A 25,188-nucleotide genomic window follows, 5' to 3' on the forward strand; every position below is an offset into this window, starting at 1 on the left:
GCCTTGCACAAAATGACTTCAAATCGGCGGCCAGCCTGTTCAAGGAAGCACCGGAAGCCAGCGCTGAGCGCAATTGCGGCTCAATGAGAGGGGAGATAGCACGCAACCACAGTCTCCCTAGTGAATCGACGGCTCACTCCACGCGATCACGAGAAGCCCTTTCGCCACATGCTGGCGCATGGCGCCTTCGACGGCATGTGCATCTCGTTCGAAAACACCGCAAAGGCAGTCGCTGAGTGCTTCTTGGAGACTCTGTATAAGCCATTTCCAGGATACCCACCGAAGGAAATCAGCTTTAATCTTGATTGAAATCGATTACCGAGGGTACGACTTGCACGTCTCCGCACAAATTAGCTCTGTGCGGCCTTTTTCTTCATTGGAACTACGTTGTAATCGGCTTTTCCTTGCTCCAAAGCCGACAACATCTTTGCCCATTTGCAAAGAGCATCCTTTCGCTCATCAAAATAATCATGGCGGTTGTAGATTCCTTCCACCCCTTTGATTTTGTGATTGAGACAGCGCTCTGCAACGAATGGATCGACGCCTAACGCAGCCAAATGTGTTCGTGCTGTACGCCGGAAGTCGTGAATTGTGAAATTTTCGACGTCCTTCAGCTTGGGACGAATATGTTTGGCCAAAGCTGCGTTCAGCGTGTTCAAATCAATATGCGGGATCATGCGGTGCTGCATCTTGCGAGCGGGAAATACATATTTGCTGCCATTCGCCAATCGGTGCAACTCTTTGAGCGTTTCTACGGCCATCGGCGGTAACGGAATATCGATCGCGGCGCTTGTCTTGGTTCTTTCCTCTGGTAAGTGCCAAATTGCCTTATCCAAGTCGAACTCTGCCCAAGGGGCAGCGACAAGTTCTTCCTTTCGGACAGCAAGCAACAATAGCAATCGAATCGCATACATGTTCTCAATTGAGAAGCATCCCAACATGTCGCGCATGGCCCCAAAAAGCTTAATAATTTCTTCGCTTGTTAGCCAACGCTCACGGCTTTCTTCTTTCCCGCCGGCGTCTGAAGGGTCAAATGCACTGGCTGGGTTGTTTTCGACAATGTGCCGCTTAATGGCGAAGTTGAAAATTCGCTTTGTCCAACGCAATACATCGTTTGCGACCGTTGGGGCGCCACGTTTAACGATAGCCTGCAGCATGTCGTCAATGTCACGGGGCTTAACATCTTCGGCTTTCATCTTGCCAAGTTTTGGCTTGATATCATTCTCAATGCGGCGACGAACAATGTCTGCGTGCTTCCATTTGGGCAGAATTATTCGCTCAAAAAACTGATCGCACAGTTGATTAACTGTCCAAGCAGCTTTCTCTGCTTCAATCTTTTCGATTGCCTCGCGTTTTCTCTCCTGTTTTTCGCCAGCGACATCATGCCCAAGGGCAACTTTTGCGGAGAGCTCACGTGCTGTTTCGCGAGCTTTAGCCAATGACAACGAGGCAAAGCCCCCCATGTTCATAATGCGTTGCTTGCCGGCAAAGCGATAACGAAACTTCCATACAGGCGAGCTAGCGCTGGCGGGAAAGCTTAGATAGAGGCCATCGCCATCGGATCGGCCTTCAAAGCGCTCCCCGTTTCTGATCCAGGCACGTATTTGTATGTCCGTTAGCTTGCCCATGATTCCTCTCCGTCGAATTCGATGGTTACTGTCATGCGCTTTGCACCATGCAGACTAGCTTCTCTGAGCAGCGCAGAAAAAGTCCTTGCTAGCTCGTGATCGCTATCGCTACGTCGTTTGTTTCCAACTGCTGCGATCACACTCTCCTTGTTGTCGATGAGCTTCCGATAGCTACGAGCCAAGTCTCGTGCGGTTTCAAGCGAAATGGTTGGGTAATGGCCCAAGGTGAGTTTGTGCTGCTCACCAAATTGACGAAACCTGAATAGCCAAACGGGATTCTTTTGATCGGCTCTGAAACCTAGGTACAAGCCGCCACCATCGCCGCGCATTTCAAAACGCTGGTTGCTTTCAATCCATTCGGCAATAAGTTCGTTTGTAAGCTTTTCCATGAGGCACGCGTGTACTAATTTCGGATTGGTGTACTTTGGAAAAATACACGCTTCGGTACACACAAATGGTGCGCTCTAATGAGATTGTAAGCAACCATAAAAAACAAAAAACCCCCGTGGTTAGGGGGTTTCTAGTCAGTCTTGATTCTTTGTGAGACGACTTGCTCTTCTATTCCAAGTTCTGGATTTGCTCGCGCATTTGCTCGATCAGCAGCTTGAGGTCCATCGCCGCTTGCGAAACCTCTGTGATGGCCGATTTCGAGCCCAGCGTATTGGCCTCGCGGTTGAGTTCCTGCATCAGGAAGTCGAGACGCTTGCCGCAGGCGCCGCCGTGTTTCAGCACGCGCTCGACTTCGTCGAGATGTGTGGTGAGCCGGCTGAGCTCCTCGGCGACATCGATCCGCGTGGCAAAAACGGCCACTTCCTGCAGGATGCGCTCGTCGCTGGCATTGCCCAGGGCTTCGCTCAGGCGCTGGCGCAGCTTGTCGGTGAACAGGGCCTGGGCTTCGGGAATGCGCGGCGCGACCTGACGGACGATCTCGCGCATGGCATTGACCCGGTCGACGATCATCGCCGCCAGCTTGTCGCCTTCGCGACCGCGGGTCGCCGAGAAATCGGCGAGCGCTTCACGGGCCAGCGCCATGACTTCCGGGCCAAGCGCGGCGAAATCGATGCTCTGGTCGCCGAACATGCCGGGCCAGCGCAAGACGTCGTTGACGGTCAGCGGATTGGCCTCCGGCATTTCGGCGCGAACCTGCTGATTCAGGCTTTTCAGCGAGCCCAGCAGGTCGGCATTGAGCTGCAGTTGCTCGCTGCGCGCCGTCGCCGCAGTGAAGGCGAGGCGGCACTCGACCTTGCCGCGCGTCAGTTTGGCGGCAAGCAGCTCGCGCAGCGGCATTTCCAGCGCGCGCAGATCTTCGGTGATCCGGAAGTGAAAATCGAGATAGCGCGAATTGACGCTTTTAAGTTCAAGTTGCAGCGATCCGCGCTCGACATCGCGCGTTTTAACTGCATAACCAGTCATACTACAGATCATTGTGGGGGAGTCTCCGGCTTTACAGGCCGGACGACACGCCCGAAAATGCCTGAAACTGCATCATAACCGCGAGATACATGGCGCAACAAGCCAATCAGCCCTTACCCAATGGCTACCCGCTCGAAGAGTATACGATCGACCGCCAGCTCTCGCTCGGCGGGTTTTCGATCGTCTATCTGGCGACGGACCCCGAGGGCCGGCAAGTCGCGATCAAGGAATATCTGCCGAACAGCCTGGCCCTGCGCGGCCGGGGCGAAATCAAACCAGTCATCACCTCGGAGCACCTCGGTGCCTTCCGCTACGGGATGAAATGCTTTTTCGAGGAAGGGCGCTCGCTGGCCCGCCTGTCGCATCCGAACGTGATTCGCGTGTTGAACTTCTTTCGTGCCAACGACACCGTTTATATGGTTATGGAATACGAACACGGGCGGACCTTGCAGGAGTTCATCCAGAAACACCAGGGGCACATTTCGGAACGCTTCATCCGCGGTGTCTTCACCCGCATGCTCAACGGCCTGCGCGAAGTCCATTCGCACAAGCTGCTGCACCTCGACCTCAAGCCGTCGAACATCTACCTGCGCAGCGACAACACGCCGGTGCTGATCGACTTCGGGGCGGCGCGGCAGACCCTGGCCAGCGATCAGCCGATGCTGAAGCCAATGTACACGCCGGGTTTCGCCTCGCCAGAACATTACGGCGCACGCACCGACCTTGGCCCGTGGAGCGACATTTACAGCGTTGGTGCCTCGATGTATGCCTGCCTGGCCGGTTGCGCCCCGCAGTCCGCCGACGAGCGACTGAAGAAGGACACCCTGTCGCCGGCCATGATGCGCTGGGACGGCCAGTTCTCGGACCGCCTGCTGGAAATCATCGACTGGTGTCTGAACCTCAACCATCTTTACCGACCGCAGAGTGTCTTTGCCTTGCAGAAGGCACTGGTCGAAACCGTCACCCCGCCCAGTCCGAAGAGCAATCCGAATTGGCTGGGCCGCTTCGTTGAAAAACTCAGGAAGCCCATCAAATGAGATTCACCATTTACCAGGAAAGCCGACAGGGAGGACGGGCCAACAACGAGGACCGGACAACCTATTGTTATTCGCGCGATGCGCTGATGATGGCGGTTGCCGACGGCATGGGCGGCCACCACTATGGTGAAGTCGCCGCCCAGATCGCCATCCAGACGCTGGCCGACACTTTCCAGCGCGAGGCGCGGCCGCTGCTCGGCGATCCTTTTCGCTTCCTGCAGAAGGGCATGACCAATGCCCACCACGCCATTCTCGACTACACCGCCCAGCACCGCCTGAAAGACACGCCGCGCACCACCTGCGTCGCCTGCGTCGTCCAGGACAACGTCGCCTACTGGGCGCACTCCGGCGACTCCCGGCTTTACCTGATCCGGGCCGGCCGGATCATCGCCCAGACCAAGGACCACTCGCGCATCCGCCTGCTGGTCGAGGAGGGCATGATCACCGAGGCGCAGGCGGCAGTTCATCCCGACCGCAACAAGATCTACAGCTGCCTGGGCAGCCCGACACTGCCGGAAATCGAATTCTCGCGCAAGACGCCGCTCGAACACGGCGACATCCTGTTGCTATGCACCGACGGCCTGTGGGGCGTGCTCTCCGGCGAGCAGATGGCGACCGCGCTGAAGGGCGCCAACCTGCTGCAAGCCATCCCGATGCTGCTTTCCCAGGCCGAGGTCAAGGGCGGCGCCCATGGCGACAATCTCTCGGCGGTGTCCGTGCGCTGGGAGGAAAGCTATGTCGAGGACGCCAGCAGTTCGGTATCGACCCAGACCATGACCCATGACGAAGTGACTACCCGACTCGATGAATTCGGCCGCAACCCGGCCTACAAGAGCGATCTCTCCGACGACGAAATCGAGAAGGCGATCAATGAAATCCGTTCCGCCATCGACAAGTACAACCCCAAGAAATAAGGAAACCCCATGCGCCCCAGCCAACGCCAGTCCGACCAACTGCGCACCGTCCGCCTGACCCGCAACTTCACCCGCCATGCCGAGGGTTCGGTGCTGATCGAGATGGGCGACACCCGCGTGCTGTGCAATGCCAGCGTCGAGGAAAACGTGCCGCCTTTCCTGCGTGGCAAGGGCCAGGGCTGGGTCACCGCCGAATACGGCATGTTGCCGCGCTCGACCCACACCCGGAGTTCGCGTGAAGCGGCCAAGGGCAAGCAGACTGGCCGCACCCAGGAAATCCAGCGCCTGATCGGCCGCAGCCTGCGCGCCGTAACCGATCTCAAGGCCCTCGGCGAACGCCAGATCACGCTCGACTGCGATGTCCTGCAGGCCGACGGCGGCACCCGTTGCGCCTCGATCACCGGCGCCTGGGTCGCCCTTTACGAAGCCTGCGAAAAGCTGGTCGCCGCCGGCAAGCTGCCGGCCAACCCGGTGCGCGACCATGTCGCCGCGGTCTCGGTCGGCATCTACAAGGGCTCGCCGGTGCTCGACCTCGATTACCCGGAAGATTCCGACTGCGATACCGACATGAATGTCGTGATGACCGGTTCCGGCGGCATTGTCGAAATCCAGGGCACCGCCGAAGGCGAGCCCTTCACCCGGGCGCAGATGAACACCCTGACCGACCTCGCCGAAGCCGGCATCCGCCAGCTGATCGCCGCCCAGCAAACCGCCCTGGCTTCGTGAGTAGCGGCATGAAAAAGCTGGTCCTCGCTTCCAACAACGCCAAGAAAATGAAGGAGCTGAACGCGCTGCTGGCGCCGCTCGGCTTCGAAGTCATTGCGCAGGGCGAACTCGGCATCCCGGAAGCCGAGGAACCGCACTGCACCTTCGTCGAGAATGCCCTAGCCAAGGCCCGCCATGCCGCCCAACTGTCCGGCCTGCCGGCCCTGGCCGACGATTCCGGGCTTTGCGTCGCCGCCCTCGGTGACGCGCCGGGAGTTTATTCGGCGCGCTATGCCGGCGAGCCGAAATCGGATGCACGCAACAACGAAAAGCTGTTCGCCGACCTCGGCGACAACCCCGACCGCCGCGCCCACTTCGTGTCGGTCATCGTCCTCGTCCGCTACGCCGACGACCCGCAGCCGCTGATCGCCGAAGGCGAATGGCATGGCGAAATCCTGGCGGCACTGCGCGGCGCGGGCGGCTTCGGCTATGACCCGCTGTTCTTCGTGCCGGAATTCGGCCAGACCGCGGCCGAGCTCGATGCCGAAACCAAGAACCGTGTCTCGCATCGCGGCCGGGCCATGCAGCAGTTGATCGCCCGCCTGCCGACGCTGTAATCCCGTGGCCCGCACCATCCCGATCTTCACCGCCAAACCGGCGGCGAATCCAGCCAGCCTCGAATTCCGCGTCTCGCCACCGCTCGCGCTCTACGTCCATGTGCCGTGGTGCGTCCAGAAGTGCCCCTATTGCGACTTCAATTCGCACGAGGCCGGCGAAACGATTCCCGAGCGCGAATATGTCGCCGCCCTGATCGCCGACCTGCAATCCGCCCTGCCGCTGATCTGGGGCCGGCCGGTAGTCAGCGTCTTCTTCGGCGGCGGCACACCCAGCCTGCTCTCGCCGGAAGCCATCGACGAGCTGATTGCCGCCTTCCGCGCCCTGGCCATGCTGGCCCCCGACGCCGAAATCACGCTCGAAGCCAACCCCGGCACGATCGAGGCCGAGAAGTTCGCCGGCTTCCGCCGAGCCGGCGTCAACCGACTGTCGCTGGGCATCCAGAGCTTCAACGACGAGCATCTCAAGGCGCTGGGCCGCATCCACGGCGCTGCCGAGGCCAAACGCGCCGCACATCTGGCCGGTGCCCACTTCGACGCCTTCAATCTCGACCTGATGTACGGCCTGCCCGGTCAGACGCAGGAACAGGCGCTCAGCGACCTCGAAACGGCGCTCAGCTTCTCCCCGGCGCACCTCTCCTGTTACCAGCTGACCCTGGAGCCGAACACGCGCTTTGCAGCCTTCCCCCCGGAATTGCCGGAGGGCGACCTCTGTGCCGACATGCAGGAAGCCATCGAGGCCCGGCTGGCCGCGGCCGGTTATGCCAATTATGAAACGTCGGCTTTTGCCCGGCCAGACCGGCAATGTCGCCACAACCTCAACTATTGGTATTTTGGCGACTATCTCGGCATCGGCGCCGGCGCCCACTCGAAGCTGACGCTGCATGACCGCGTCCTGCGCCAGATGCGCTGGAAACACCCGAAGGCCTATCTCGATAATATTCGCGGCGGCCAGCCGGTGCAGGAAGAGAATCAGGTCGCGGCGGCCAGCCTGCCTTTCGAATTCCTGATGAATGCCCTGCGCCTGACCGAGGGTTTCCACCCCTCGCTGTTCGAGGCGAGAACGGCACAGCCCCTGAGCGCCATCCTGCCGCAACTCAAAGCCGCCGAAGCCGAGGGCCTGCTGGCGCTCGGCCCGGAACGCATTGCGCCGACCGAGAAGGGGCGGCGCTTTCTGAACGTGCTATTGGAGCGTTTCCTGGCCGATGAGTAGAAATCGCCGGGAAACAACGCGACCGGCGAATTCACAAAAGATCACCATTTTTGCCGAGCTGCGCTGACAGCGACCATGCTCTGAAGCGGCAATACGCCGCCAGAACTAGCGGTTGCTTCGGCCGGCGAGACCCGGTCAATGGCCGGAGCGGGCTGCACAAAAAATGTCCTTTGCATTGAAGCAATTCATCCCACGCCTGCGTCAATGCGTGTAGGATTCTCGTTTCGAATGAATTCGCTGACGTATGCTGCCCCCTAGGGACATCAGCGCACCACCCTCACAGGAGGCCCGATGATTCAGGATGGGGTCCTTTATAGCGTCCTGCTTCTGGCGGTGGGTTTGCTGGCGGTTGTCATCGCCCTGGTGCGCACCAACCGCCGTCTGCGCGAGGAACGGGCCCGGGCCGAGGAATCCATGCGCCGCCTGTCCGAAGCCGAAGCGCGCTTCCGGGCCATCTTCGAGAACGTTGATGCGCTATCGATCCAGGGCTATACCGCGGACGGCACCGTGGTTTACTGGAACCGCGCCTCGGAAAGGATCTACGGCTACGCCCCGGAGGAAGCCATTGGTCGTTCGTTGTTCGAGCTGATCATTCCCCCAGCCATGCGCCATGTCGTGGAAGGTGCCGTGCGCTGGATGTTCGAGGAAGGTCAGGGCATCCCGGCCGCCCGCCTCGACCTGATGCACAAGGCCGGCCACCGGGTTCCGGTCTATTCCAGCCATACCGTGGTCAATACCGCCGAGCATGGGCCAACCATGTTCTGTCTCGACGTAGACCTTCGGGCACTGGTCCGCACCGAGCAGGCGCTGGTCGAAAGCGAAACCCGGCAACAAACCATCCTGCATTCCATCGGCGAAGGCGTTTTCGGCGTCGACAGTCGCGGCATCTGCACTTTCATCAACCCGGCGGCACTAGCCATGCTCGGCCGTGAAGCTGACGAAATCCTCGGCAAGGACCAGCACCTGGTCTTTCATTTCTTCCGCGCCGACGGCACCTTGTACCCGTCGACCGAATGCCCGATCCTGAGCACCTGTCTCGACGGCCAGACCCGCCGCCAGACCGACTGGTTCTGGCGCAAGGATGGCACCGGCTTCCCGGTGCAATTGACTATCACGCCGCTTTACGTCGACAGCGAACTGCGCGGTGCCGTTGCCGTCTTCACCGACATCACCGAAAGCGTCCGCATCGCCGGCGAACTGGAGCAGTACCGCCATCACCTCGAAGATCTGGTCAAGGAGCGCACTCGCGAACTGGCCGAGGCCCGCGAGATTGCCGAAGCGGCCAGCCAGGCCAAGAGCACCTTCCTGGCCAACATGAGCCACGAAATCCGGACCCCAATGAACGCGATTCTCGGCATGGCCTACCTGATCCGCCGTGATGGCGTGCCTGAAAACCAGATCAAGCGCCTGGACAAGATCGACGGCGCCGCCGAACACCTGCTCAGCGTCATCAACAACATCCTCGACCTCTCGAAAATCGAGGCTGGCAAACTGACGCTGGACCAAGAACCGGTCGAGATTTCAGAACTCTTCGACCAGATCGTCGGCATCCTCGGCGACCGGGCACAAGCCAAGGGATTGAAGCTCGAGATCGAGAGTGACGCATTTCCGGGCCCCTTGATCGGCGATCCGACACGAATTGCCCAAAGCCTGATCAACTACACCGCCAATGCCATCAAGTTCACCGAACACGGCAGCATCGTGATGCGCGCCAAAAAAGTCAGCGAATCCGGGGATCAGGTCGAGGTGCGCTTCGAGGTTCAGGATAACGGCATCGGCATTGCCCCGGATGCTCTGCAGAGTCTGTTCAATGCCTTCGAGCAGGCCGACAACTCGACCACACGGAAATATGGCGGGACCGGTCTCGGCCTGTCGATTACCAAGCGCCTGACCGAAATGATGGGCGGCACGGCCGGTGCCGAAAGCCAACTGGGCAGCGGCAGCACCTTCTGGTTTACCGTCGTCCTGCACCGGGCGAATGGCGAGCGACTGGCGCAAAGCAGCACCAGGAAGGGGCCGGAACCGCAATCGATCGCTGCCGTTCGCGGCTCACGTATCCTGATCGCCGAGGACGAGCCGATCAATCAGGAAATCGCCCGTGAATTCCTGAGCGGACTCGGCCTGGTGATCGACATTGCGGCCAACGGTCGCGAGGCACTGGAAAAACTCGATGGCGAGGCCTACGACCTGATCCTGATGGACATGCAGATGCCCGAAATAGATGGTCTGGAAGCGACCCGCGCGATTCGCCAGCGCCCGGACTACCGGCATGTGCCGATCATTGCGATGACCGCCAATGCCTTCGCCGAAAACAAGGCGGAGTGTTTTGCCGCCGGCATGAACGATTTTGTCCGCAAACCAGCCGAGCCGGACGACCTGGCAACCTGCGTCGTGCACTGGCTGACCGTGCGCTGCTAGTGCCAGCTTTTGCCTTTGTGGTACTAGTGCCAGCCTCTGGGTCTGTACTAGCCGGCCCGCTCCTGTGGCAGCGGCTCGCAGCGTAGCCAGACGGCAAAACGGGTCCCCCGCCCCGGGGGGCTATCGACACTGATCCGCCCGCCATAACGCTCGACCAGCGACTGGCTGACCCATAAGCCGAGGCCGGTACCGTCGGCTTTCTTGGCCGTGAAGAAAGGCTGGAACAGACGCTCGCGATCCTCGTTGCTGATCCCCGGCCCGGAATCGGCTACCACCAGACGCAGGCCGAGCGGCATGTCGGCTTCGTCCCAGTCCTCGGCCGCCAGGGTCAGGACACCGCCCTCCGGCATCGCCTGGATGGCATTAACCAGCAGGTTGATCAGGACCTGCTGCAACTCGTTGCGGTTGCACAGAACGTGGCGATGCGAATCGACATGCTGCTCGATCGCGATATTGCCCTTTTTCAGCAGGTGACCGACCAGCACCAGGCTGTCCTGGATCAGTTGCCGCGGCGCCACCGGCTCGAGATAACCGACGTAATCCTGGGGGCGGGCAAACTGCAGCAGCTTGGCGACAATCAGCCGGATGCGATGCACCTGTTCGTGAATTAGGCGGATTTCGGGCGCCACCGGCTCGGCGGCCGGACCCAGCAAATCGCGCAGGACATCGAGATTGCCCTGGATGACGGCCACCGGATTATTGATTTCATGGGCCACACCGGCGGTCAATTGGCCGATCGCCGCCAGTTTCTCGCTCATCACCAGTTGCGATTGGGCCGCCTTGAGATCGGCCACCGCCTGCTCCAACTCGGCCGTACGCTCCGCCACCTTGGCATCGAGCGCTTCGCCCCAGCGTTTCAACGATCCGGCCTGGGCCTGCAGACGATCGAGCAGGCGGTCGAAATGGGCCGCCACCACGCCCAGTTCATCCTGGCTTTCCACGCTCCCGACACGAGCGTCGGCATCACCCTGCTCGATGGCATGCATCGTCGCATGCATGCGCTCGATCGGTTTGAAGACCCGGCGCGCCCACAGTGCGGCGAAGACGCCGGCGATCGCCATGGCCAGCACGAAAACCCCGACCACGACGGCGAAGGCCTGCTGGCGAGCCGCGGCAAACGGCCCTTCGAGATAACCGACGTAGAGCATGCCGATCCGCCGTTGCCGGCTGTCGAACAAGGGCTCGTAGGCCGAGACATACCAGTCGGTAACGACAAAGGCACGGTCGAGCCAGGTCCTGCCGTCTTCGAGTACCGCCTGATTCACCGCCGCCGAGACCCGGGTGCCGATTGCCCGCCCGCCCTCGAACAAGCGGACATTGGTGGCCACCCGGACATCGCCGAGGAAAATCGTCGCCGTCCCGACACTGCCGAAGGGCAGAACGCCGTCGGGATAGACGATTTCGTTGAGGCGGTCGATGAATTCGAGATTCTTGTTGAGCAGCACGCCACCGACCAGGGTGCCGATCAGGCGACCAGCGGCATCGCGCACCGGGGCCGCGGTATGGATGACCAGCCCGCGATCCTCGACCTGACGGTGATCGGGTTTGGCGTTCGCGGTGGACAGCAGCGGCGTCCGTGCCCGCTCGGCCAGTTCTGGACTGATCGCGGCCAGCCGGGCGGCGGAAAAAATTTCCGGGCCGGTGCTCGCCCGGCCCGCCAGGGCCTGCTCGATCACCGGCCAGGCCGACGCTTCGGCCCGACCCTGCTCGAGGTCGAAGAAGCTCAGGAAGTCGAGCTTTTCGGCGCCCTTGACCTCGGCGAGCAGGGCGGCGACCGCCGCCGCCCTGCGTCCCGGCGCTTGCCGCAATTCGCGGGCAAGGCGCTCGGAATCAGCCAGTCCCTGTACCGAACGCCCCAGACCTTCGGTAACCCGCTCGAAATAGCCGTGTGCCACGGTCAGATCGGCGCGCACCTTGGTAATCAGCAGGCGATCGAAGTAATCGCCGCCCCAGACCGCCAGCCCAGCCACCATCAGGGGCAGCACGACCCCGAGCGGGAGCAGCGCCAGGAGCAGCAGACGGACGCGAATCGACCGCCGACTCTCGGGAACCAGCAGCTCGCCCGGTATTGCGTTCAAGCCGGCTCGCTCAGGCCCCAGGCCTGGCATTTCCGGTCCAGGGTCTTGCGGGAAACTCCCAGGCGACGGCCGGCTTCCGACTTGTTGCCGTCACAGGCGCCGAGCACGGCGAGGATATGGCGCTTCTCCACGGCTTCCAGCGTTTCGTCGGTCGTACCACTCGGCAGCGCGCTGGCTTTCGGCTCCGGTCCGAGATCGAACCAGCCGAGAATCAACGAGCGCTCGATGAAGTTCTTCAGTTCGCGCACATTGCCCGGCCAATCATAGGCTGCCATCCGCGCCAGGGTGCGGGCATCGAGGGAAAGGCCCTGGACATCGAGATTGGGCGAAATCTGCGCGATGAAATGATGGACCAGCATAGACAAGTCCTCTGGCCGTTCGCGCAAGGGCGGCAAGGTGACTTCGACGACCTGCAGGCGGTAGTAAAGATCCTGGCGAAAGCGATGGGCAGCGACCTCGGCCTTGAGATCGCGGTTGGTCGCCGCGATGACGCGCACATCGACCGGGATTTCCTGCTCCGAGCCGACTGGCCGGATCCGTCGCTCCTCCAGAACACGCAGCAGCTTGGCTTGTGCCGAGGCCGGCATTTCGGAAATTTCGTCGAGAAACAGGGTGCCGCCGCGGGCATAGTAGAACAGCCCTTCGCGGCTCTGCTGGGCGCCGGTAAATGCCCCCCGGACATGACCGAACAGCTCCGATTCAATCAACTCCGCCGAAATCGCTGCACAATTGACCGGCACGAAAGGACCGCCCGAGCGGTTGCTCATCCGGTGCAGGGCGCGTGCCGCAACTTCCTTCCCGGTGCCGGATTCGCCGGTAATCAGGACCGTCGCCGGTGTCGGCGCGATGCGCTTAAGGCGCTCACAGAGCTCGCACATTACGTCCGAATGGCCGACCAGGCCTTCGATGTCGGCCGAACGGTCGCTGACCTCGCGACGCAGCACGAAGTTTTCGCGCACCAGGCGCGAGCGTTCGAAGCAGCGCTGGATGGCATTCAGGACCTGGGCCAGCGAGAAGGGCTTGAGTAGAAAATCGGCGGCCCCGGCCCGCAAAGCCTCGATTGCGGTGTCGAGATCGGCATAGGCTGTCATCATCACGACGTCGCCGGCATAGCCCTCGGCCCGCAATTGGTGCAGCCAGTCGATGCCGGAACGCCCGGGCATGGCGATATCGAGCACGATCAGGTCGTACAGTCGGCGGCGCAATAGCGGCTCGGCCTGCTCGACGCTGCCGGCGGTGTCGACCACGCCGCAACGCGGCGCCAGCGCCCGTTGCAGAAAACTGACCATCCCCGGCTCATCATCGACCAGCAGTACCGAATACTGGGTCCACGGCGCTTCATTGACCGGCTTGTTCGCTAGATCCATCGTCCCCTCCAAAGCGTCCCCGGATGATCGCAAACAAGCCGCGATCGTAGCAATCGGCAGATTTGATCAGGCAGCGCCGCCATTCAGGTTGCCGTCCACATAAAACCAGCAGCCATCCTCGCGGACGAAATTGCTGATCTCATGCAGCCGATGGCCGCGCCCGGCGACCCGGTAGCGGGCGACGAACTCGACGACGGCGTGGGTTTCGTCGAGCGCCTGATGGCGTTTGACCGCCAGACCCTGCCATTTGGTGCCCACCTCGTCGGCCAGATGCAGCGCGGCTGGTCGGGTTGATCGATGCCAGGTCGCCAGCAGATAAGCCTCCAGCCCCAGGACATAGGCGCTGTAGCGCGAACGCATCAGGGCTTCGGCCGTCGCCGCCGGTTCTGCTCCGGCATGCAGTCGGGCGCAGCAAGCGGCGTACGGCTGGCCGCTGGCGCAGGGGCAAAGCGTCATTATTCGGCGACGACTTCGCCGCCCAACGCTTCGACGAGTTGCGGCAGGAAGCGCGCCAGTTCGCCGGTCATCAGCGCGAAATCGGCGTCGAACTGCTCGTCGGCCCGTTCGGCGCTCTTTTCGGCCTCTTCCTTGAGCAGGTCGAGGAAGGCCAGGCGCTTGATTTCCAGTTTCTCGCCGAGGACGAAGGAGATCCGGTCGTCCCAGGTCAGGGCCAGCTTGGTCGGCAACTTGCCGGCAGCCAGGTGGGCCTTGATCTCGCCGCTGACTTCATCGCCCAGCGGATGTCGCACGTAGCGCACGGCGGCTTTTTCCTCGCCGACTGCCTTCAGTTCGCAGTCGCGGTCGATGGTAAACCCGGCCGGTGCATCGCCGCCGGCCAGCCAGTCGGCCATCGCCGTTTGCGGCGAGATCTGGGTGTGGAGCATGGTCAGCGGAAAATCGTCGAGACAGTGACGCAGATGTTCGATGACCTCCTCAGCCTTGCCCGCACTTGCCGCATCGACGCAGAACCAGCCGGCCTGCGGATCGATCCAGACGTAGGTCGTGCGGCGCCGGGTGAAGGCGCGCGGCATCAATTCCTCGGTGACGCGCTCGCGTAGTTCCTTCAACTGCTTGCGGCCCGGCGCGTAGCCCTGCTGGGCCTCGATCGCCTCGGCCCGTTCCTTGACTTCCTCATTGATCACCGACGAGGGCAACAGGCGCTGCTCGATGGACAGCGCGATCATCCACTGCCGGCCCAGGGAAAAGACCAGCGCGCCATCGCGGCGCGGCGACACCCAGCCCCGGCTCATCGGCTGGTTGCTCGGGCATTTGACGAAGGGACCACGGGCCAGCAGTTCCTCGAACTTGGCGAGTTCGATGTTCCACGGCGTCGGTAAACGGTAAAGCTGCAGGTTCTTGAACCACATATTTGAATTTCCGGTGAATTGGTGTCCGGCGCAGCAGGCAGGCCGGACCAAGAGGAACGAGAGTTTAGCAGTCCGGCCGGCTGGCCGCATCGCGGCTCACCGCCAAGGATCAACAGTGATTGCGCCGATGCATGGCAAATCTCTGAAAGCGTGAGGAATTTCACTGGCTAATCCAGGGGTCGCCCCTATCCTCCGAACCATACCAATCGACAACTCAGGGCAGCCTCATGAAAAAAGTACTCAGGAAAGGCATTCTCGTCGCGGCGACCTGCCTGGCATCGCTGTCAGCCCCCGCCAACGCGGTGATGATCGCGGAAACCGGGCTTGGCAACGGTTTGGCGACTGGCGGGCTGGTTCTGCCGATCGCCGCCGGATCGGCCAATTACTGGGCCGGCTTACAAACCCTGCTGATCGACAACAGCAAGTCTTTGCTGGCGTTCTGCATCGATCCCTGGGAATGGTCTTCCAGTGCGAACCAAAGCTATGGCTCGAACTCCCTGGAAAGCATCTTTGGCCAGCCGAAGGCCAGCTTCATCCGCGAACTCTACTCGGAGGCTTATAGCAGCACCTTGCTACCCGGCAGCCAGGGCAACCTGAATGCCGCCGCCTTCCAACTGGCTTTATGGGAAATCGTTGCCGACGACAATCCGACAATCGCCGGATTGCAGTCGAACCTCAACAATGGCCTGGTTCGAAAAGTGCCGGGCACCAACGGCAGCCTGCTCGGCGCGACCAATTCACTGCTCAACCACATCGATGGCGTCTTCGGCAGCGAGAACTATTCGTTCGATCTCTATGTCAGCGGCCGATCGGCTGGCCAAGTCGGGGCCGCCGCCTTTCAGGACTTCCTGGTCGTCAATCAGCTTCCCGAACCGGGCATCGCCAGCCTGAATCAGATACCCGAACCGGCCATGGCCAGCCTGATGCTGACGGCGCTGGGCGGACTCGGCCTGGTCGGGCTGCGCCGCCGAAAGCAATCCGTCCAAATCAGCGGGTAACGCTCAAGCCTTCCTGAAGATCACATCCCACACCCCGTGGCCGAGCCGCAGGCCGCGGTTCTCGAACTTGGTCAGCGGGCGATAGTCGGGGCGCGGCGCGAAGCCGTCGGCTGAATTGACCAGGGTCGGTTCGCCGGAGAGCACTTCCAGCATCTGGTGAGCGTACTCTTCCCAGTCGGTGGCGCAATGGAAGTAGCCACCGGGCTTCAACCTGGAAGCGAGCAGGGCGACGAAGGGCGCCTGAATCAGCCGGCGCTTGTTGTGGCGAGCCTTGTGCCAGGGGTCGGGGAAAAAGACATGGACGCCATCGAGCGAGGCTTCCGGCAGCATGTCGCGCACCACTTCGACGGCGTCGTGCTGACAGATCCGCAGGTTGCTCAGGTCGCGCTCGGCGATCTGCTTGCACAGGGCACCAACGCCGGGGACATGGACTTCGACGCCGAGGTAATCGTTGTCGCGGTTGGCATCGGCGATCTTGGCGGTGGTTTCCCCCATGCCGGTGCCGATTTCGAGGATTTTCGGGTTGTCGCGGCCGAAAACGGCATTCAGATCGACCGGTTGCGGCGCATAGACCAGGCCGATCCTGGGCATCATCTCGGCGTAGTAGTTTTCCTGGGCCGACGACATGCGACCGGCGCGGCGGACATAGCTCTTGATGTGACCCCAGCCTTCACGGCCTTCGAGATAGGTGCCATCGCCTTCGACACCGGCTTCGATCAACGGCGCGCCGCTCACGAGCCGATCAATCCGGAAGTCGGCGACGAGGGGTCGGCCGAGTACAGCTTGCGCGGCATGCGGCCAGCCAGATAGGCCTCGTGCCCAGCCTCGACGCCCTTTCTCATGGCGTGGGCCATGAGCACCGGGTTCCTGGCATGGGCGATGGCGGTATTCATCAGCACGCCGTCGCATCCGAGTTCCATGGCGATCGCGGCATCGGAGGCGGTGCCGACGCCGGCATCGACGATCACCGGCACCTTGGACTGGTCGATGATCAGGCGCAGGTTCCACGGATTCAGGATGCCCATGCCAGAACCGATCAGGGAGGCCAGCGGCATCACCGCGACACAACCGATCTCTTCCAGCATCTTGGCCTGAATCGGGTCGTCCGAGCAGTAGACCATGACCTGAAAACCCTCCTTGACCAGCGTCGCGGCGGCCTTCAGGGTTTCCGGCATGTTCGGGAATAGACTCTTCGGGTCACCCAGTACTTCCAGCTTGCACAGCGGATGGCCGTCGAGCAGTTCGCGCGCCAGGCGCAAGGTGCGCACCGCATCGTCGGCCGCGTAGCAGCCGGCGGTGTTGGGCAGGATGGTGAATTGCGCCGGAGGAATGGCCTCGAGCAAGTTGGGCTGGCTGGCGTCCTGGCCGATGTTGGTGCGGCGGATGGCGACGGTAACGATATCGGCCCCCGAAGCGTCGATGGCGGCGCGGGTTTCGGTGAAATCCTTGTATTTGCCGGTGCCGACCAGCAAACGGGAACGGTACGCCTTGCCGGCGATAGTCAGTTGATGCATGGAGTGTTCTCCGGTTCAGCCGCCGCCGACGGCGACGACGATTTCGAGTTGGTCGTCCGCAGCCAGCACGGTGGTCGGGTGCTGGCTCCTGGGGACGATTTCGCCGTTGCGTTCGACGGCGATGCGCTTGCCGGCATAGCCGAGCTGATCGATCAGCCCGGAAATGGTCAGCGCGTCGGGAATCTGGCGGATTTCGCCGTTGATCTTGATTTCTGGCATCGGGCTATTTTAGCAAGCCGCGCGGCTTGCGCGGGGCGCTTGTGAACAGGCGGTCGTAGAGCCAGTTGGGCAGGCCGCGCAGCAGCTTGGCGACGAGGCCCATTTGCCAGGGAATAACGGCATAGCTGGTGCCGCGCTCGATGGCCGCCGCAAAGCGTTCAGCCGCTCGGTCAGCGGGCAGCAGGAAGGGCATCGGGTAGGGATTGATCTCAGTCATCGGCGTCTCGATGTAACCCGGGGCGATGGTCACCACCTTGATACCGTAGGGCCGCATTTCCAGACGCAGGCTTTCGAGGTAGGCAATGGCCGCAGCCTTCGAGGCCGAGTAGGCTTCCGCGCCGGGCAGGCCGCGGATGCCGGCGACCGAGGCGATACCGACTAGTCTTCGGTCACCACCCGCCGCCTTGAGCGCCGGAATGAACGGCGCGAAGGTCGCGGCCATGCCGTAGACGTTGGTATCCATGACCCGCCGGAAGACGGCCAGATCTTCCTCACACTCGGTCAGCGTGCCGGCCGAGACGCCGGCATTGGCGATGATGATGTCCGGCGCCCCGAAGCGGGCGATGAAATCGGCCGCCGCCGCATGCAGGGCTGGGGCATCGCAGACGTCCAGCGGATAGCAGGCATGGCGGCTGCCGAGCCGCCGGTTGAGGTCTTCGAGAAACTCGGCGCGACGCGCCGCCAGGCCAAGTGATGCACCCTGGGCGGAGTAGTAAACGGCAAGCGCCTCGCCGATACCCGACGAGGCGCCCGTAATGAAGACCTTCAGCGTCAATTATTTCTTGCCGGATTTCTCGCTGCGCGCCTTGACGATCAGCTTGTCGGCGATCGCCAGCTGCTCGTTGAAACCCTGGCCGCCAACCATGAACTTGCCATCGATCGCCAGCGCCGGCACGCCCTGGACCTTGTAGGCTTGCGCCATCTGGTCGGCACGGCTGACCTTGCTGTTAACCCGAAGGACTTGAAGGTGTCGGCGAACTTCTTGGTATCGACGCCCTTCTTGGCGACCCACTCGGTCAGCGTGCGTTCGTCGAACAGATTGACCCGTTCAACGTGGATGGCCTTGAAGACTTCGCTCTCCAAACGAGCCAGATCGCCGGTGATGTCCAGCGTGTAATAGAGGCGGGAGATGTTGGCCCAGGCCGCCCGGCCAAAGGTGATCGGCACCTTCTTGAAGACGACGTCGGCCGGCAGCTTGGCGGCCCAGGCGACGACCAGCGGATTGAACTCGGCGCAGTGCGGGCAACCGTAGCTGAAGAATTCCAGAACTTCGATCTTCCCGGCATCCTCGGTCGGCTGCACCGGAGAGATCGGCGTGTAATCCTTGCCGGCAGATTGGGCGAAAGACGGCAGGGCGACGGTCAGGGCACCGCCCATGGCGGCACCTAGAAAACTGCGACGTGCAAATTTCATGCGTGACTCCTATTTGGAAAGCTGAGCTTCGATGCCGGACTTGGCAAGTTCGGCACGGACTTTGTTCAATTCATCGATCTTCGTGTAGGGGCCGACCCGAACGCGGTAGAGGGTCTTGTCCTGAATCATCACCTGCTGGACGACGGCCTCTATACCCATAAACGCCAGCTTGGCCTTTTGGTTGTCAGCATCCTGCGCCGTACTGAAGGAACCGGCCTGCAGGAAGAGCGGTGTCTTGCTCTCTTTCGGCTCTTCCTTCTTTGACTCTTCCTTCTTTTCGTCCTTCTTTGGTTCTTCCTTAACGGCTTCGAGCTTGCCAGTCTTGCCCGGCACCGCGTCGGTCTTGCCGGGCAGGATGTCATAGAACTGGAAACGTTTTTCCGGCACTGGATCACCCGGCTTGCCGGGCAGCGCCATCGGCTGACTCGGCGTGGCGCTACCGTTGGGTAGCGCCGGTTTTTCGCCGTGGGCCGGGCCGCCATCGGGCCTGATCTGCACCTGCTTGTTGAAGGGCAGCGGCGAATTATTGAGATACCAGACCACGCCGGCCGCGATACCGACACCGAGCACGAGACCGATGAACATGCCGATCAGCGTGCCGCCCCCGGATTTCTTCCTGGCCGGCTGGCTCTTGCGGGGTTTCATGTCGCGACTCATAGCCTTTCCTTACATCGATTCCGGGCAGCTGACACCCAGAATGGCCAGCCCGTTGCGGATCACCTGACGCACGGCGATAGCCAGCGCGACGCGGGCATCGCGCAGCGCCAGGTCGTCGACCAGCATGCGCTCGGCGTTGTACCAGCCGTGGAACTCGCCGGCCAGATCCTTGAGGTAGAAGGCGATCAGGTGTGGCGCCAGTTCGCGGGCAGCACCTTCGATGACATCGCGGAACTCGGCCAGCTTGTTAGCAATCGCCAGTTCGCGCGGGTTGGCGAGCTGGGTCAGGTCGGCCTCGGCCAGCGCCGGCAGATCGCCGCTCCACTGGCTGAGTACCGAGCAGATGCGGGCGTGGGCGTACTGGATGTAATAGACAGGGTTCTCGTTGGTCTGGCTCTTGGCCAGGTCGAGGTCGAAATCGAGATGCTGGTCGGACTTCCGGAGCGCATAAAAGAAGCGGCAGGCATCGTTGCCGACTTCGCCGCGCAGTTCGCGCAGGGTGACGAATTCGCCGGAACGCGTGGACATCGAGGCCTTCTGGCCATTGCGGTAGAGCACCGCGAACTGGACCAGGGCGACCTGCAATTTGCTGGCATCAAGACCAAGCGCGGTGATTGCCCCGTTGACCCGGGAAATGTAGCCGTGGTGGTCGGCGCCCCAGATGTTGATGACCTTGTCGAAACCGCGCTCGAACTTGTTCAGGTGGTAGGCGATATCGGAGGCGAAATAGGTGTAGAGGCCGTTCTCGCGCTGGACGACGCGGTCCTTCTCGTCGCCGAAAGCGGTCGACTTGAACCAGCGGGCGCCATTCTGCACATACAGATGGCCATTGTTTTCCAGCAGATCGACGCAGCGGGCGACCAGCCCGGTGTCGAACAGCGCCTTTTCCGAGAACCAGACGTCGAAGCTCACCCCGAACTGTTCGAGATCGTCGCGACAGTCGGCCAGCTGTTCGTTCAGCGCATGCTGATGGACGTAATCCCAGTCCGGGCCGAGCAATTCCTTGGCCTTGGCGATCAGCGCATCGAGATGCGATTCGCGCTGCCGCTTGGCTTCGTCATCGGCCCGGCCGGCTTCCGGCAACCCCGGCGTGCCTGCCAGTACGGCCTCGGCGACGCGCACGTACTTGTCGCCATGGGCGTGTTTCAGCTGTTCCGCCATGTCGCGGACGTAGCCGCCCTGATAGGCGTTGGGCGGGAAGGGCACGACGACGCCGTGCTGTTCGAGATAGCGCAACCAGGTCGACAGCCCGAGGATGTCCATCTGGCGGCCGGCGTCGTTGACGTAGTACTCGCGGGTGACGTCCCAGCCGGCGAAGGTCAGCAGATTGGACAGCGAAGCGCCGTAGGCGGCACCGCGGCCGTGACCGACGTGCAGCGGACCGGTCGGGTTAGCCGAGACGAATTCGACCTGCACCTTCAGGCTGCCACCCAGCATTGAGCGACCGTAGTTTTCGGCTTCGCCGAGCACGGCGCGCACGACATTGGTCTTGGCACGGGCGTCGAGCGTGAAATTAATGAAGCCGGCACCGGCCACTTCCGCCTTGCTGACCAGGACCGAAGTCGGCAGCTCGGCGACCAGCTGGTTGGCGATGTCGCGCGGGTTCTTTTTCAGCGCCTTGGCCAATTGCAGAGCCAGATTGGTTGCAAAGTCGCCATGCGTCGGATCGCGCGGGCGCTCCAGATGAATCGGCGTATCGGTTGCAGCCGGCGCAACACTGGCCAGCGCCTTTTGCAAAAGGGCGGTCAGCTGGGATTTGACGTCGTGGGCCATTGATTTGCAGCGAAAAATTTGAAGACCGCGATTATACGCTGCCCCGACTCAGTTATTGGGCGGTGCAACAATCGCCGACCAGGCCGCCAGCTTCTCGGCATAGCTGCATGCGGCATGCGCCGGGCTGGTCGAGGGCAGGCGGGTCAACGCCAGATCATGGGCGGCCAGCGCCGGCAATACCAGGCGCCGGAAACTGGCTTCGGCAGCCCCTCCATTGAAAAAGACGTGGCGGATGCCGGGGTGGGCCGCAAAAAAGGCCGGGAAATCATTCGCCCGGATGGAAGCGCCAACAATGTCGGCATCCAGGCTGCTCGCCCGTTCGCAAACCGCCATCACGTCCCACAGCGCGACCCCGGCCGCCTTGAGGCGCGCCAGGCGCTGCGCGTAGGGCAGCTCTGGTCCGGCGCCGAGCAGATCACCCATGATGCGCCAGAAGGCATTGTGCTTGTAGGCGTAATACTCCTGCGCCGCCAGCGAGGCCTTGCCCGGCATGCTGCCGAGAATCAGTATCCTGGCGTCATCCCGGGCGACGAAATCAAAACAATGGAAAACCGACACGACCGGCGCTCAGGCACCCATCACCCGGTTCTTGCCGGCACGCTTGGCCAGGTACATGGCGCGGTCGGCGCGACGGATGGCGTCAGCCCCCGATTCGTCGGCGGCGAGCTGGGCGACCCCGGCGCTGAAGGTGATCAGTACCTTCTCGTTGCCGGACAGGAAAAAAGCCCGGGTCAGTTCGCGCTGCAGGCGGGTCATCGCCTCGATGCCACTCTCCATCGGCGTATCCGGCATCAGGATGACAAATTCCTCGCCGCCGTAACGGGCCAGCGTATCGGTCGGCCGCATGCTGTCGCGGGCGACATTGGCCAGATGCACCAGCGCATTGTCGCCGGCCTCGTGGCCGAGGCGGTCGTTGAGTTTCTTGAAATTGTCGATATCGAGCAGGCAGACCGAAAGCGGCGATTCCTTGCGTCGCATGCTGGCGATTTCGCGGGTCAGCGCCTCGTCCAGGCCCTTGCGGTTGAGTGCGTCGGTCAGCGGGTCATGGCGGGCCAAGGCGCTGGCGCTGTCGAGTTCGAGATGGAGCTGGACGAGTTCGGCCTCGGTAGCCAGCACCTTGACCTGCAGAGTTTGCAGCAACTCGCGGGACTGCGCGGTCTCTTCAGCCATCGAACGGGTCGCCGCAATCACGTCGGCCAGCAACGGTGCCAGATCCTCGACCTTCCTGATCTGCTCGATGTCGCGGGCGCTCGCCTCGATCTTGCCCTGGAAGGTCGTGCTCGATTCGTTCATCGACGCCAGGCGTTCGATGAAGGCAGCCAGCATCTGGCGCATTTCTTCCTGCGCCTCGACCGAACGGAGCTTGGCCTCGCTCTGCTTGACCATCACGTCGCGCAGCCGGCGCTCCATCTCGTCCAGATGGCGCAGGGTCAGCGGCGGCGCGACGACCGCCAGCAGACCATCCACCTGCCCCTTGAGCCAGCTGTCATCAAGGCTGAGTTCGCCGATATTCTGGATGATCAGATGCAGCAGCTTGAGTAGCGAATCCTTGATTTCGGCCTGTTCTTCGGCGGCAAACAACGCGTGGTGGCTGTAGTTGCCCAACATCTCCTGGATTACCGAAACATCGACCGGCGGCTGACGCAGGGCCTGCAGCAAAGCCCCCAGCATCCCGGTCACGCCCTCGTTTTCGTTACCCAGCGCCGGCAGCACGCTCTCGATAAAGCGGGCCAGGCGAGTCGAAAACTCCGGCGAGAGGACCTGCTCGACATCGGACGCAACGGCTTTTTCGTCTTTGGCGGCGGCGATGAAAGCGGTCAGTGCCCCCTGCACGCCGTGCCAGCTGCGCCGGGCGATGGCCTGATCGAGGCGCTTCAACTGTTGCTCCTGCACCGCGTTCCGGGCAGTCAGCGTCATGGCAATCTTGCGCAGCGGCTGATCGGGGAAGGGGGCGACGTTGGGCAGGTTGGCGATTTCGTTGTAGCAAGCCTGGTAGTTGGCCGGGGTCGGCGCCAGATGGCTTGCCGCCAGTCGCATCAGCGCCTCGCGCGCAATCTCGGAGGGGTGTTTCTGTACTGTCATGGACGCGGAAGGTAAGGGATCAACGGTATCAACCCAGGGTGCTGAGTGGCGCTGGATTGGATATCCGGGCCAGCCGGCGGCCAGTTTATCCCAATCCGCAATCGCTTTTGCATGTTAACGAAAAACCCGTTGCCAAGCCGGGCCGAGGCCCTATCGACAGTCGCCCAAAGCGGAAAACACCGGGCCGGGACGGCCGTCTGCATGTTAACATGCTCGTTTCCGTTTCAGCCGGACCCGTCCGGCCTGCCCTGCCGCCATGCGCCTCCTCCGCCTGCTCAAGATTGCCTCCGTCGCCAGCCGCTTCGGCCTCGACGAGCTGGTGCTCGAACATGAGCCGTCGGGCCGCCTGGTCCGCCTCGCCAACGCCCTGCAATTCTGGCGCGACCTGTCGACGCCGCGCGCCGTTCGCCTGCGCCTGGCGCTCGAGGCCCTCGGCCCGATTTTCGTCAAGTTCGGACAGGTGCTGTCCACCCGGCGCGACCTGATGCCGAGCGATATCGCCGACGAACTGGCCCGCCTCCAGGATCGCGTGCCGCCTTTCGATTCGGCGCTCGCCCTGGCCGAGATCGAAAAAGCCTACGGCCGCCCGGCCAGCGAGGTATTCGCCGAATTCGACCCGGTGCCGGTCGCCTCGGCCTCGATCGCCCAGGTCCATTTCGCCCGCCTGAAAGCGGAAGACGGCAACCATGAAGTCGCCGTCAAGATCCTGCGCCCGAACATGCTCTCGGTCATCGAGCACGACCTGGCGCTGATGGACAATTTCGCCCTGCTCCTCGAAACGCTGTGGTCGGACGGCAAGCGCCTGAAACCGCGCGAAGTGGTCGCCGAATTCGCCAAATACCTGCGCGACGAGCTCGACCTCATGCGCGAAGCGGCCAACGCCTCGCAACTGCGGCGCAATTTCGCCGATTCCCACCTCCTGATCGTGCCCGAAGTCCATTGGGACTACTGCACCTCGACCGTGATGGTCATGGAGCGCATGACCGGCACGCCGATCTCGCAGATCGACAAGCTGCGCGCCGACGGCATCAACCTCTCCAAGCTCTCCGAAGCCGGCGTCGAAATCTTCTTCACCCAGGTTTTCCGCGATGGTTTCTTCCATGCCGACATGCACCCCGGCAACATCTTCGTCCATGCCGACGGCCGCTACATCGCCCTCGACTTCGGCATCGTCGGCACGCTGACGGATTCCGACAAGAACTACCTGGCCCAGAATTTCCTCGCCTTCTTCCGCCGCGACTACAAGCGAGTCGCCGAAGCCCATATCGAATCCGGCTGGGCGCCCAAGGAGACCCGGGTTGACGAGTTCGAGGCCGCCATCCGCGCCGTCTGCGAGCCGATCTTCGATCGCCCGTTAAAGGACATCTCCTTCGGCAAGATCCTGCTCCGCCTGTTCCAGACCTCGCGCCGCTTCAATGTCGAGATCCAGCCGCAGCTGGTCATGCTCCAGAAGACCCTGCTCAATATCGAAGGCCTCGGTCGCCAGCTCGATCCCGAACTCGATCTCTGGAAGACCGCCAAGCCCTTCCTCGAGCGCTGGATGAGCGAGCAGATCGGCTGGCGCGGCCTGGTCAAGACCTTCAAGCAGGAAGTCCCCTATCTCGCCCGCAGCCTGCCGCAGTTGCCGCGCCTGATCCATCAGGCGCTCGACCAGCCGGCCAAGGCCGACCCCCAACCCCAGCTCGAACGCCTGATTGCCGCCCAGCAGCAGCAGAACCGCTGGCTGGCCATCATTGCCGTGCTGCTCGCCCTGCTGATCAGCGCCCTTTTTTCCTGAC

At 62.1% G+C, this 25,188-nt stretch carries 25 protein-coding genes; 9 read left to right on the forward strand and 16 right to left on the reverse strand.

Features of this window, described 5'->3' with window-relative positions:
- Window positions 1-350 precede the first annotated feature (350 nt).
- The 3 genes from NQE15_RS22565 to NQE15_RS22575 form a co-directional block, all read right to left on the reverse strand.
- Entirely contained in the window at window positions 351-1,628 is a 1,278-nt protein-coding gene (locus tag NQE15_RS22565) for a tyrosine-type recombinase/integrase (RefSeq protein ID WP_265944986.1), read from the reverse strand.
- Window positions 1,616-2,017 (reverse strand): Arm DNA-binding domain-containing protein, encoded by a 402-nt coding sequence (locus NQE15_RS22570; protein WP_265944988.1) that lies wholly within the window; start codon window positions 2,015-2,017, stop codon window positions 1,616-1,618. The genes NQE15_RS22565 and NQE15_RS22570 overlap by 13 nt, the downstream gene beginning before the upstream one ends.
- Window positions 2,018-2,186: 169 nt before the next feature.
- Window positions 2,187-3,053: a YicC/YloC family endoribonuclease gene (locus tag NQE15_RS22575; RefSeq protein ID WP_265944989.1), complete on the reverse strand. Its 867-nt coding sequence runs from the start codon at window positions 3,051-3,053 to the stop codon at window positions 2,187-2,189.
- A gap of 77 nt (window positions 3,054-3,130) precedes the next feature.
- On the opposite strand from NQE15_RS22575, the gene NQE15_RS22580 reads away from it, so the two are divergent.
- From NQE15_RS22580 to NQE15_RS22605, 6 genes are all read left to right on the forward strand, one after another.
- On the forward strand, window positions 3,131-4,078 hold the full coding sequence (locus NQE15_RS22580) for a serine/threonine protein kinase (RefSeq protein ID WP_265944991.1): 948 nt from the start codon (window positions 3,131-3,133) through the stop codon (window positions 4,076-4,078).
- Window positions 4,075-4,992, forward strand: coding sequence for a PP2C family protein-serine/threonine phosphatase (locus tag NQE15_RS22585; protein WP_265944993.1), 918 nt, complete (start codon window positions 4,075-4,077; stop codon window positions 4,990-4,992). Before NQE15_RS22580 ends, NQE15_RS22585 begins: the two co-directional genes overlap by 4 nt.
- A gap of 9 nt (window positions 4,993-5,001) precedes the next feature.
- The gene (gene rph / locus NQE15_RS22590) at window positions 5,002-5,718 is read left to right on the forward strand and encodes a ribonuclease PH (protein WP_265944995.1); all 717 of its coding nucleotides are present in this window, start codon (window positions 5,002-5,004) and stop codon (window positions 5,716-5,718) included.
- Window positions 5,719-5,726: 8 nt separating this feature from the next.
- Complete coding sequence (rdgB, locus tag NQE15_RS22595) at window positions 5,727-6,314, forward strand: RdgB/HAM1 family non-canonical purine NTP pyrophosphatase (RefSeq protein ID WP_265944997.1); 588 nt, start codon at window positions 5,727-5,729, stop codon at window positions 6,312-6,314.
- 4 nt (window positions 6,315-6,318) lie between these two features.
- On the forward strand, window positions 6,319-7,524 hold the full coding sequence (gene hemW / locus NQE15_RS22600) for a radical SAM family heme chaperone HemW (protein WP_416336488.1): 1,206 nt from the start codon (window positions 6,319-6,321) through the stop codon (window positions 7,522-7,524).
- A 291-nt stretch (window positions 7,525-7,815) separates the two neighbouring features.
- Entirely contained in the window at window positions 7,816-9,942 is a 2,127-nt protein-coding gene (locus NQE15_RS22605) for a PAS domain-containing hybrid sensor histidine kinase/response regulator (RefSeq protein WP_265944999.1), read from the forward strand.
- A gap of 47 nt (window positions 9,943-9,989) precedes the next feature.
- Here the strand turns inward: NQE15_RS22605 and NQE15_RS22610 are convergent, their stop codons facing one another.
- The 4 genes from NQE15_RS22610 to NQE15_RS22625 form a co-directional block, all read right to left on the reverse strand.
- Window positions 9,990-12,020 (reverse strand): cache domain-containing protein, encoded by a 2,031-nt coding sequence (locus tag NQE15_RS22610; RefSeq protein ID WP_265945001.1) that lies wholly within the window; start codon window positions 12,018-12,020, stop codon window positions 9,990-9,992.
- On the reverse strand, window positions 12,017-13,387 hold the full coding sequence (locus tag NQE15_RS22615) for a sigma-54-dependent transcriptional regulator (RefSeq protein ID WP_265945003.1): 1,371 nt from the start codon (window positions 13,385-13,387) through the stop codon (window positions 12,017-12,019). The genes NQE15_RS22610 and NQE15_RS22615 overlap by 4 nt, the downstream gene beginning before the upstream one ends.
- 66 nt (window positions 13,388-13,453) lie before the next feature.
- Window positions 13,454-13,843: a YchJ family protein gene (locus tag NQE15_RS22620; protein WP_265945005.1), complete on the reverse strand. Its 390-nt coding sequence runs from the start codon at window positions 13,841-13,843 to the stop codon at window positions 13,454-13,456.
- Complete coding sequence (locus NQE15_RS22625; RefSeq protein ID WP_265945007.1) at window positions 13,843-14,754, reverse strand: recombination-associated protein RdgC; 912 nt, start codon at window positions 14,752-14,754, stop codon at window positions 13,843-13,845. The genes NQE15_RS22620 and NQE15_RS22625 overlap by 1 nt, the downstream gene beginning before the upstream one ends.
- Window positions 14,755-14,981: 227 nt before the next feature.
- Between NQE15_RS22625 and NQE15_RS22630 the strand changes: the two genes are divergently transcribed.
- Window positions 14,982-15,752, forward strand: coding sequence for a PEP-CTERM sorting domain-containing protein (locus NQE15_RS22630; RefSeq protein WP_265945009.1), 771 nt, complete (start codon window positions 14,982-14,984; stop codon window positions 15,750-15,752).
- Between the two features lie 3 nt (window positions 15,753-15,755).
- On the opposite strand, the gene trmB is transcribed toward NQE15_RS22630, so the two are convergent.
- From trmB to NQE15_RS24125, 5 genes are read right to left on the reverse strand one after another with little or no spacing between them, the layout of a single operon-like run.
- Window positions 15,756-16,487 (reverse strand): tRNA (guanosine(46)-N7)-methyltransferase TrmB, encoded by a 732-nt coding sequence (trmB, locus tag NQE15_RS22635; RefSeq protein ID WP_416336489.1) that lies wholly within the window; start codon window positions 16,485-16,487, stop codon window positions 15,756-15,758.
- On the reverse strand, window positions 16,484-17,266 hold the full coding sequence (locus NQE15_RS22640; protein ID WP_265945011.1) for a thiazole synthase: 783 nt from the start codon (window positions 17,264-17,266) through the stop codon (window positions 16,484-16,486). The genes trmB and NQE15_RS22640 overlap by 4 nt, the downstream gene beginning before the upstream one ends.
- A 15-nt stretch (window positions 17,267-17,281) precedes the next feature.
- A complete protein-coding gene (thiS, locus tag NQE15_RS22645) occupies window positions 17,282-17,485 on the reverse strand; it encodes a sulfur carrier protein ThiS (RefSeq protein WP_265945013.1) in 204 nt (67 codons plus the stop codon).
- 4 nt (window positions 17,486-17,489) lie between these two features.
- Window positions 17,490-18,260: an SDR family oxidoreductase gene (locus tag NQE15_RS22650; RefSeq protein ID WP_265945015.1), complete on the reverse strand. Its 771-nt coding sequence runs from the start codon at window positions 18,258-18,260 to the stop codon at window positions 17,490-17,492.
- Complete coding sequence (locus NQE15_RS24125) at window positions 18,261-18,497, reverse strand: DsbA family protein (protein ID WP_416336490.1); 237 nt, start codon at window positions 18,495-18,497, stop codon at window positions 18,261-18,263.
- Between the two features lie 41 nt (window positions 18,498-18,538).
- Here NQE15_RS24125 and NQE15_RS24130 point away from each other — a divergent pair, with 41 nt between their 5' ends.
- Window positions 18,539-18,874 carry a hypothetical protein gene (locus NQE15_RS24130; RefSeq protein WP_416336491.1) on the forward strand — a complete coding sequence of 112 codons (336 nt, stop codon included), beginning with the start codon at window positions 18,539-18,541 and terminating at the stop codon, window positions 18,872-18,874.
- Between the two features lie 33 nt (window positions 18,875-18,907).
- On the opposite strand, the gene NQE15_RS22660 is transcribed toward NQE15_RS24130, so the two are convergent.
- The 4 genes from NQE15_RS22660 to NQE15_RS22675 are packed head-to-tail and all read right to left on the reverse strand — an operon-like array spanning window position 18,908 to window position 23,410.
- On the reverse strand, window positions 18,908-19,543 hold the full coding sequence (locus tag NQE15_RS22660; RefSeq protein WP_265945018.1) for an SPOR domain-containing protein: 636 nt from the start codon (window positions 19,541-19,543) through the stop codon (window positions 18,908-18,910).
- Between the two features lie 21 nt (window positions 19,544-19,564).
- Window positions 19,565-21,328, reverse strand: coding sequence for an arginine--tRNA ligase (gene argS / locus NQE15_RS22665; protein WP_265945020.1), 1,764 nt, complete (start codon window positions 21,326-21,328; stop codon window positions 19,565-19,567).
- A gap of 48 nt (window positions 21,329-21,376) precedes the next feature.
- Entirely contained in the window at window positions 21,377-21,886 is a 510-nt protein-coding gene (locus tag NQE15_RS22670; protein WP_265945022.1) for a DNA-deoxyinosine glycosylase, read from the reverse strand.
- A 9-nt stretch (window positions 21,887-21,895) separates the two neighbouring features.
- Entirely contained in the window at window positions 21,896-23,410 is a 1,515-nt protein-coding gene (locus tag NQE15_RS22675; protein ID WP_265945023.1) for a sensor domain-containing diguanylate cyclase, read from the reverse strand.
- 256 nt (window positions 23,411-23,666) lie between these two features.
- Between NQE15_RS22675 and ubiB the strand changes: the two genes are divergently transcribed.
- On the forward strand, window positions 23,667-25,187 hold the full coding sequence (gene ubiB / locus NQE15_RS22680; RefSeq protein ID WP_265945025.1) for a ubiquinone biosynthesis regulatory protein kinase UbiB: 1,521 nt from the start codon (window positions 23,667-23,669) through the stop codon (window positions 25,185-25,187).
- Window position 25,188: the final 1 nt, after the last annotated feature.

Origin of the sequence: Dechloromonas sp. A34, assembly GCF_026261605.1 — a bacterium.
GTDB lineage: Bacteria > Pseudomonadota > Gammaproteobacteria > Burkholderiales > Rhodocyclaceae > Azonexus.

Bases quoted from the DNA above. Each gene is read 5' to 3' on its own strand.
- NQE15_RS22620 (WP_265945005.1), bottom strand. From the start codon at position 13,843: ATGACGCTTTGCCCCTGCGCCAGCGGCCAGCCGTACGCCGCTTGCTGC.
- NQE15_RS22585 (WP_265944993.1), top strand. From the start codon at position 4,075: ATGAGATTCACCATTTACCAGGAAAGCCGACAGGGAGGACGGGCCAAC.
- ubiB (WP_265945025.1), top strand. From the start codon at position 23,667: ATGCGCCTCCTCCGCCTGCTCAAGATTGCCTCCGTCGCCAGCCGCTTC.
- NQE15_RS22575 (WP_265944989.1), bottom strand. From the start codon at position 3,053: ATGATCTGTAGTATGACTGGTTATGCAGTTAAAACGCGCGATGTCGAG.
- NQE15_RS22565 (WP_265944986.1), bottom strand. From the start codon at position 1,628: ATGGGCAAGCTAACGGACATACAAATACGTGCCTGGATCAGAAACGGG.
- NQE15_RS22630 (WP_265945009.1), top strand. From the start codon at position 14,982: ATGAAAAAAGTACTCAGGAAAGGCATTCTCGTCGCGGCGACCTGCCTG.
- thiS (WP_265945013.1), bottom strand. From the start codon at position 17,485: ATGCCAGAAATCAAGATCAACGGCGAAATCCGCCAGATTCCCGACGCG.
- NQE15_RS22570 (WP_265944988.1), bottom strand. From the start codon at position 2,017: ATGGAAAAGCTTACAAACGAACTTATTGCCGAATGGATTGAAAGCAAC.
- rdgB (WP_265944997.1), top strand. From the start codon at position 5,727: ATGAAAAAGCTGGTCCTCGCTTCCAACAACGCCAAGAAAATGAAGGAG.
- NQE15_RS22625 (WP_265945007.1), bottom strand. From the start codon at position 14,754: ATGTGGTTCAAGAACCTGCAGCTTTACCGTTTACCGACGCCGTGGAAC.
- NQE15_RS22580 (WP_265944991.1), top strand. From the start codon at position 3,131: ATGGCGCAACAAGCCAATCAGCCCTTACCCAATGGCTACCCGCTCGAA.
- NQE15_RS22615 (WP_265945003.1), bottom strand. From the start codon at position 13,387: ATGGATCTAGCGAACAAGCCGGTCAATGAAGCGCCGTGGACCCAGTAT.
- NQE15_RS22660 (WP_265945018.1), bottom strand. From the start codon at position 19,543: ATGAAACCCCGCAAGAGCCAGCCGGCCAGGAAGAAATCCGGGGGCGGC.
- NQE15_RS22605 (WP_265944999.1), top strand. From the start codon at position 7,816: ATGATTCAGGATGGGGTCCTTTATAGCGTCCTGCTTCTGGCGGTGGGT.
- NQE15_RS22675 (WP_265945023.1), bottom strand. From the start codon at position 23,410: ATGACAGTACAGAAACACCCCTCCGAGATTGCGCGCGAGGCGCTGATG.
- rph (WP_265944995.1), top strand. From the start codon at position 5,002: ATGCGCCCCAGCCAACGCCAGTCCGACCAACTGCGCACCGTCCGCCTG.
- argS (WP_265945020.1), bottom strand. From the start codon at position 21,328: ATGGCCCACGACGTCAAATCCCAGCTGACCGCCCTTTTGCAAAAGGCG.
- NQE15_RS22640 (WP_265945011.1), bottom strand. From the start codon at position 17,266: ATGCATCAACTGACTATCGCCGGCAAGGCGTACCGTTCCCGTTTGCTG.